The organism is Ruegeria sp. MALMAid1280 (genome assembly GCF_049195285.1).
GTDB lineage: Bacteria > Pseudomonadota > Alphaproteobacteria > Rhodobacterales > Rhodobacteraceae > Ruegeria.
The window spans coordinates 1-7,407 of the sequence record NZ_JBMIRT010000016.1; the positions used below are offsets into that span (position 1 = coordinate 1).

A 7,407-nucleotide genomic window follows, 5' to 3' on the forward strand; every position below is an offset into this window, starting at 1 on the left:
CCGCACAGTTCGAACTGCGCAACAACGACATCATCTTCATCGCAGAAAACCCCGTCACAAAATGGGGCAGAACAATCTCACAAATAACCCCATCCCTCATAACAACTCCCATCAACGCTGCCGCCAATTGATAAGACGGGCCAAGGGGAACACGGAACCGACATGACATTGCTCAGACGAATTCACGGCAACCAAAGGCTGATGCGCCTTGTGGGCGGAGGCAGCGTCGGCGTGCTGATCAAAGGCTCTGCCGCCGGGCTGTCTCTGGTGATGTTTGCCGCGCTTGCGTGGGTCACGGATACCGAAAGCTTTGGCGTCATCGGGTTCTGCTTTTCGCTGGCAACACTGCTGGCCGTCGCCGGATCCTTCGGTCAACGCATGATGTCCCTGAAAGACGCAGCAATTGCGCGGGACAGTGCGCAGGACACGAAACTGGCCCTGATCGGGCAATCCGGCACATTGATCGTCGCCCTTGGAACCTTGCTGTTCTCACTGTTGCTTTTGCCCGCCCGGGGCATGGGCATCATCGATCTTGATCTGACGGTGTTTGTTGCGATGGCAGGGCTGGCCGTCACGCTGGCCCTGGCGGAACACACGGTTCACTTCTTCCGCGGCTATCGTTCGATTGCCTTCGCTCTGATCCCGCGCGATATTTTGTGGCGACTGTCGGTGATCGCTATGTGCGTGATTGCACTGATTGCATCCTTCACGGTCCCGGCCACGCCCGCCTTGTGGATGTTGAACCTGCCCCTGCTGGGTTTGATCTGTGCGCAGTTGCTCAGCGAACCAGCCCTGCGCGACGGTCCCTCACTTGGCGATCTCGTATCGGAAAGCCGCCGACGCCTGCGCAACGGGCTGCCGTTCTGGGGGACGTCGATGATCCAGACGGTCAGCGGACCTGTGCTGGCCCCGGTCATTCTGGGCGTCATGATGTCACCCGATGCGGTTGGGCCGTTTTTTGCAGCCTTCCGCATTGCGCTGGTCCTGGATCTTTTCACCTTGGCCTCGGGCATGGTTGTTGCACCGCTTGTGGCCAAGGGACACGCCAACGGCCAATACGAGGACATGCAGGCCTCGCTCCGGTATTCGGTCCTGCTGGTCAGCGCGGCGACCCTGATTTGTTTCCTGATCATCGTTTTCTTTGGCGCAAATGTCCTGGCGCTGATGAACCCGGAGTTCACCAGCGCGGCTCCGGCGCTGACGGTTCTTGGGCTGGGTTTTCTGATCGCCGTTTTATGTGGCCCCGTTCCCAACATCATGGAGCTTGCGGGGCTGGAAAACCTGCTGTTCAAACGTCTGATCTGGTTCAACCTTGCATGTCTGGCCGCGCTTGTTCCGGCAACGCAGTATTTCGGCATGATGGGGGCTGCGGTATGTTCTGCCGGGTTGCGAGCCGCCGTTCACATCGCGCTGCTGTTCACGGTCAAACGCCGTCTTGGAATTGATCCATCCATATTTTCACTTTGGCGCAAAGCAAAATGAACAAACTCAACCTGTTTCTGATCGGTGCCCCGAAATGCGGCACCACCGCCATTGCCGAATACCTCGCGGAGCGAGAGGATGTGTATTTCTCAAAGCCCAAGGAACCCTTGTTCTGGTGCACCGATCTGGGTATCGAGCCACATGCCCTGCGCGCCGCAACCATGGAAGAATACGAGGCGCTGTTTGCACCGGCGGACCCCTCCAAACACAGCGTTATCGCCGAAGGGACGACGTCGTATCTGAGGTCCGAAAAGGCGATCCGCGATTGCCGGGCCTATTCCCCAAAGGCAAAATTCATCGCCATATTGCGCAATCCTGTCGATGTCGCCCATGCCTTTCACATGGAGCAGCTTTATACCGGGCTGGAAAAACAAAAGGATTTCGCATCGGCCTGGGCGGATCAGACCCGGCGCGAAACAGAGTGGGATGCGGCTGGTGACGATCGCCCCGACAGTCTGCTCTATCGCCGCATCGCGTCTTTCGCCGACCAGATCGAAACGTTCTTCTCACTCATTCCAAAAGAACAGCGCATGGTAATCGTTTTTGACGACTTCCGGGACAACCCGCGCGCTGTCTGGCTTGAAATACTTGCATTCCTTGGCCTTGAGGATGACGGGCGCACGGATTTCTCGCCGCGCAACGCGGCCCACGCGCAACGGTTTCCGCGGCTGTCGCATTTCCTTCTGGCCCCGCCGAAACCGATTGCGCCTCTGGTCACGTCCCTGCGCAAAACCCTGCTGGCGCGTGACAGCAAACTGGTCGCCGCCCTGAAGCGGTTTCTGAACGTCAAACGACCACGCGCAGACCTGAGCTCGGACCTGCGCGCCGAAATGACCAAGGCCTTTCGACCGGACATCGACCGGCTCGAGCGCCTTCTGGGCCGGGATCTGACGGCATGGAAAAAGGCTGAGAAATGAAGGTCCTGTTTCTGACCGTGCGCGCTGATCTGGGTGGCGGCCCCGAACACCTGTACCAGCTTTTAAAGCACAAACCTGGCAAGGTAGAGGCATTTGTCGCTTGCCCGGCGGACAAGCCCTATCATGATCGGTACCATGGGCTGGTCGGCCAGAAAAATATCGTAGAACTGCCACACAGGTCCTTTTCGCTCCGGTCGCTTTTCAAAGTCGCAGCGTTCGTCAGACGCATGAATATCGACGTTCTGCACTCTCATGGAAAAGGGGCCGGGCTTTATGGACGCCTCTTGGGACTCCTTACGGGACGTCCTGTCGTTCACACGTTTCATGGGTTGCACGTCGGTGACTACTCTGCCCGGAAGAAATGGCTTTACCTCAGTCTGGAGCGGGCATTGGGCTGGAAGACCAGAAAGGCCATTTGTGTTTCGCAGGGCGAGGCTTTGCTGGTTGAAAAAGCCGGGTTCATCGCTTCAGAGAAGCTCGTCACCATACCGAACGGAATAGAAATTCCAATCTCGGTCTCGCGCCCGTCCTGGGACGGAGGGACGCTGCGAATAATTGCCGTGAATCGCTATGATCATCAGAAGAATCCCGAGCTTCTGATCGATATCGCAAATGCGTTGGACGGCAAAATCGACTTTCGTCTGGATGTCATCGGCACAGGCGACCGCATCGGGGACATCCGCACCCGCGTGGAACATAACGGCCTGAGCGAAAGAGTGAGGATCATTGGTGGCGTCCCCAATCCGCGCGACTATTTTCGCGATGCGCACGTGTTTTTGTCGACATCGCGTTGGGAAGGTATGCCGTTGGCCGTGCTCGAGGCCATGTCCGAAAGTTTGTGCGTTCTGGCCACTGAGGTTGTCGGCAATATTGACGTGATTGAGCCGGGCAGGACTGGTTACCTGTTCAAAACCCAAGACGAAGCCATCCGCATTCTGAGCACGCTCACGCCAAATGCCCTGGCCCGGATTTCTGATCTGGCCCGCCAGACTGCCGAAACTCAGTATTCCGCTTCCGTTATGGCGGAAAGGACCCATGGAACACTCAATTCGATTGCACGCGCTCCAACGTAGAGCGACGCCATGCTGTGTGCTGGTGCAAAACTAGACCAAAGCATACCCATACACACCAATCAGAAAGAGACGATACAAAGGCGCTGCAAACGCATATGTAAAGTAACATTGGCAAGAATTTTGCATTTCCTCTTGCCGCAAGAAACAAAATAATAAACACTTGTATTGCCCAAAGACCGGCGGCAACAAAGCCAAGTTCTCCAACAATATCCATCATCATATTGTGGGCTTCAAGCAGTCTATTCTCTGTAAAGAAACCGTATTCCAGCGCATCTTGCGTAAAGGAGTATGCAATATAATAGTCTTTGTAGTTATCGTATCCAACACCAAAGAAGGGGTTCTGAATTCCGAAATTCAAGAAACTCACCCAGTGAAAATACCTCATAGTTGATACTTCAATTAAGTATTTCTGCGTTTCAAACGGCAGGAACTTAATCGAAGCGACAACGAGCGCCGGGGAAAGGATGACTGCCGCACATACGACGAATGCAAAGGCCTTATGCATTCTGACACTCTTTAAAAGAAAATAGGTCAACACGGCGATAACTGCCAAAAGAGGACCGCGGCTTAACATTAGCAGGCTGGCTACGAAGTAAATGAATCCCTGCATCTTGAATTTGTACGCGAAACACAGCAAGCCAAGCGTTCCCAACATCATGGCACTGTATGCAGAGCCGCCACGAAAACCCAAAAACCTGGGCAATAGCGAATTGGTGTCAGTTTCGGGTCCACCAACCAAAGCTCCTAGCGCACGAGCTCTTTCCCCGAAACCCAGCGCAATCAATACACTTTCAATCGCAAGCGCGAGAAGGCAGAAAATGAGCACTTCATTTGCCACAATTTTTGCAAGGCGCGCCGGATCTTGCACCCGCACGAACTCAGCAATGCCGATCGCGCCCACCAGCATCAGCGCTTTCAAATATGCGCCGAAACCTAGACCATTATAAAAACAGGATATAAATACAAGCACAACCAAAAGCCCACTTGCAATCAAGTTTCGGTCAATTGCCTTTGTTCTGATTAAGAAGAAAACTCCAAATCCAAATACTGGCAAATGGAGAAAAAGCTTAAAAGCTGAAATACTCCGAAAAATACCCAAGAAAAGAAAAAATCGCCCGATTCTACTAATACTCATTTCGAGGTTCTCTTGGGGTTAGCTATCGTTGTCCAGCAGGCAGGTGTGAGGCTCACTCCTACCTGAAGGGCCATTACAAGACCACAAGGTTCTTGACCATGGGCCTCGACAAATTTGGCCACCACCCATCACTCACGGCTACTGCGGCAAACGTGTCGATACTATCGTCGTCATAGGTGACGGTCACGTCATGCACTCCGTTCAGCCCGATCAGTCCGGGTTGATCCGCCGGGCGCGTGACCGCGCCTCCATTGGTGGTGATGTTTGACGTGACCGCGCTGCCATATTCCGTCTGGGCGCCCCAGATGTAGACGTCGATATCCTCATTCACGTCTTCGTACAGCATGAAAATGCGGTTCTGGCTGTTGGGAAGCGTATCCGTATACGTGAACCGCTGCCAATGGGTCGAAACCGAAATGGGCTGAGAGGTTCCGTCCGAATGTCCAAAGCGCATCGTCAATGGCACACTGGCGCGCAACCAGACGCTGACCGTCGAGACCCCGGCGGGGATGCTGTCCGGCACCAGAATCCCGCCACGCTTGCCGCCGGCTCCTCCGGTCGTGTCCGCACAATTCCAGGTCATTGCGGTCAGGGTTCCGTCAGGTGCGGGTTGTCCGCCGCCAAAGCCCGGCTTGGACGCATAGCCGACCCAGTAGGGCCGGGTAAAATCATGTGAATGGAGCAGAAGGTTCGTCGCCGCGGGTTCGAACAGTGCGCCCAGAAACTCTCCGGTACCAAAGACGTGGTCGCGCCTCAGAACACCCGCAGCCACGGTTTCCAGCACGCCGGTTTCGGCCACCCGAACCGCCGGAGAGTTTCGCGCAAAGCTCAAAACGGAGTTCAACCCGACAGAAATACCGCGCTGCTTGTAGACCTGCTGCCCGAAGTCAAGCGACAGAGCAGGTGCCGACATCTTGCGATACGGCTGCGAGGTGATGGAAATGTCCGAGGTCAGTTTCATGCCAACACCCTCGTATTGACGCCCGCTGCAGACACGGCATCGCCGAAATGGCCGGTCGCCACACCCCCAGGATTTGTGACGCCAGAGGGGGCGACCGATGCACTGATACGCGCGGAACCGGACAGGCCTGGTATCCGGGTTTTGAACGGGTTCATCATGGATCAGATCTCGCTGTATTGGTCAGTCAGCGGGACCCTAGGAAAAACCCGTTAACGGCCCCCAAGCTGCGCGCGCGTTGCGCGGTGCAGCAGCAACGCGCTAGGCATCGGCCAGAGTCTTGGCAATCAGCTGCGAAATCTTTCCCTTGAAAACCGATGTATCGAACCCCTGAGCAAGCGCGCGAATGTCCTGCGGCGAGCCGACCAGCGACGGGGTGTTCTCGAACCGGTCGATCGCGGCATTCAGCGCCTCGACGCTTTGTTCATGAAACAGTAGCCCGCTGACACCTTCGGTCACCGTATCCAGTGCGCCGCCGCGACCATAAGCGATAACAGGCCGCCCGCTGGCCATGACCTCGACCGGGACAATTCCGAAATCCTCTTCGCCGGGGAAAATCAGCGCCCGGCAGCTGGCAAACTGCTTTTTCAGGTCCGCGAAAGGCACCCGCCCCAGAAACGAGATGTTTGCGCCCGACTTGCGTTCAAGCGCCTCTTTCATCTCGCCATCCCCCACGACGACAAGCTTGCGCCCCGAGCGGTTGAACGCATCGATGGCCAGATCTGCCCGCTTGTAGGACACCATTTCCCCGGCCAGAAGATAGTGATCCCCGACCTGATCAGATATCTGAAATTCCCCGGTCTCGACCGGAGGGAAAATAACCTCAGCATCGCGCCGGTAATACTTGTTGATGCGCTGGCGGATAAAGGATGAATTGGCAACAAACCTGTCGACACGGGCCGCCGTGGTAACGTCCCATATGCGCAGTTTGTGGGCCATGAATGGCATGGCAAAACGCGCGAGCCGGCCAGCCTGAGCGCGATAGACGTGGTAGTGATCCCAAATATACCGCATCGGGGAATGGCAATAGCTGATATGGGTCGCGTCGGGGCGTGGGATGATGCCTTTTGCAGGACCGGATTCACTCGAAAGGATCAGATCGAACTCCTGCATGTCCATGAGCTCAAGCGCCAGCGGCATGAACGGAAGGTATTTCTGATAGTGTTTTCTGGCCCCCGGCAAACGCCCGATGAACGTCTCCCGGATCTCGTGCTGCCGAACCTTTTCGCTGACCTTGTCGGGGTCGTAGACATGGGTGATGATGACGGCGTCCGGGTACAGATCCAGAAACGCCTCAAGCACCTTTTCACCGCCGCGCATACCGACAAGCCAATAATGAACGATTGCAACTTTCACCGGTTTCAACCCTTGGCGCCCTGTCCGCGGGCGTAGACGTCCTCGTAGCGGACGATGTCGTCCTCGCCCAGATAGGTGCCGGTCTGCACCTCGATCAGGACCATCGGGACCTTGCCGGGGTTCTCCATCCGGTGCACGGCGCCCAGCGGGATGTAGACCGACTGGTTCTCGGTCACCAGTTGCTGATGGTCGTCAATGGTCACGCGGGCGGTGCCTTCGACCACGATCCAGTGCTCGGACCGGTGGAAATGGCTCTGCAGGCTCAGCGACGCGCCGGGGTGGACGTGGATCCGCTTCACCTGGAACCGGTCGCCGACCACAAGGCTTTCGAACCAGCCCCAGGGGCGGTGATCCTTGGGGAAGGCCGTGGCCTGCGCGGCGCCTTTTTCCTTCAGCGCGGTGACCGCTTTCTTGACGTCCTGCGCCCGCGACGCATCCGCCACCAGAACCGCATCGTTCATCGCCACCGCGATGATGTTGTCCAGC

At 56.5% G+C, this 7,407-nt stretch carries 7 protein-coding genes; 3 read left to right on the forward strand and 4 right to left on the reverse strand.

The window, feature by feature from the left end; translation table 11 throughout:
* Window positions 1-162: 162 nt before the first annotated feature.
* From ACOQFT_RS00175 to ACOQFT_RS00185, 3 genes are read left to right on the forward strand one after another with little or no spacing between them, the layout of a single operon-like run.
* Window positions 163-1,482: a lipopolysaccharide biosynthesis protein gene (locus ACOQFT_RS00175; RefSeq protein WP_421596054.1), complete on the forward strand. Its 1,320-nt coding sequence runs from the start codon at window positions 163-165 to the stop codon at window positions 1,480-1,482.
* Window positions 1,479-2,399 (forward strand): sulfotransferase, encoded by a 921-nt coding sequence (locus tag ACOQFT_RS00180; protein WP_421596055.1) that lies wholly within the window; start codon window positions 1,479-1,481, stop codon window positions 2,397-2,399. The genes ACOQFT_RS00175 and ACOQFT_RS00180 overlap by 4 nt, the downstream gene beginning before the upstream one ends.
* On the forward strand, window positions 2,396-3,472 hold the full coding sequence (locus ACOQFT_RS00185) for a glycosyltransferase family 4 protein (RefSeq protein WP_421596056.1): 1,077 nt from the start codon (window positions 2,396-2,398) through the stop codon (window positions 3,470-3,472). Before ACOQFT_RS00180 ends, ACOQFT_RS00185 begins: the two co-directional genes overlap by 4 nt.
* Here ACOQFT_RS00185 and ACOQFT_RS00190 read toward each other — a convergent pair.
* The 4 genes from ACOQFT_RS00190 to ACOQFT_RS00205 form a co-directional block, all read right to left on the reverse strand.
* Window positions 3,444-4,607, reverse strand: coding sequence for an O-antigen ligase family protein (locus ACOQFT_RS00190; protein WP_421596057.1), 1,164 nt, complete (start codon window positions 4,605-4,607; stop codon window positions 3,444-3,446). The two genes, ACOQFT_RS00185 and ACOQFT_RS00190, sit on opposite strands and share 29 nt — an antisense overlap.
* Window positions 4,608-4,680: 73 nt before the next feature.
* A complete protein-coding gene (locus tag ACOQFT_RS00195; protein ID WP_421596058.1) occupies window positions 4,681-5,568 on the reverse strand; it encodes a phage head spike fiber domain-containing protein in 888 nt (295 codons plus the stop codon).
* Window positions 5,569-5,826: 258 nt separating this feature from the next.
* Window positions 5,827-6,921 (reverse strand): glycosyltransferase, encoded by a 1,095-nt coding sequence (locus ACOQFT_RS00200; RefSeq protein ID WP_421596059.1) that lies wholly within the window; start codon window positions 6,919-6,921, stop codon window positions 5,827-5,829.
* A 5-nt stretch (window positions 6,922-6,926) separates the two neighbouring features.
* The coding region (locus ACOQFT_RS00205; RefSeq protein ID WP_421596060.1) for a cupin domain-containing protein at window positions 6,927-7,407 on the reverse strand (481 nt) is incomplete at its 5' end.

Excerpts from the sequence above, each read along its gene's own strand:
- ACOQFT_RS00175 (WP_421596054.1), top strand. The coding sequence starts at position 163 with ATGACATTGCTCAGACGAATTCACGGCAACCAAAGGCTGATGCGCCTT.
- ACOQFT_RS00180 (WP_421596055.1), top strand. The coding sequence starts at position 1,479 with ATGAACAAACTCAACCTGTTTCTGATCGGTGCCCCGAAATGCGGCACC.
- ACOQFT_RS00185 (WP_421596056.1), top strand. The coding sequence starts at position 2,396 with ATGAAGGTCCTGTTTCTGACCGTGCGCGCTGATCTGGGTGGCGGCCCC.
- ACOQFT_RS00190 (WP_421596057.1), bottom strand. The coding sequence starts at position 4,607 with ATGAGTATTAGTAGAATCGGGCGATTTTTTCTTTTCTTGGGTATTTTT.
- ACOQFT_RS00195 (WP_421596058.1), bottom strand. The coding sequence starts at position 5,568 with ATGAAACTGACCTCGGACATTTCCATCACCTCGCAGCCGTATCGCAAG.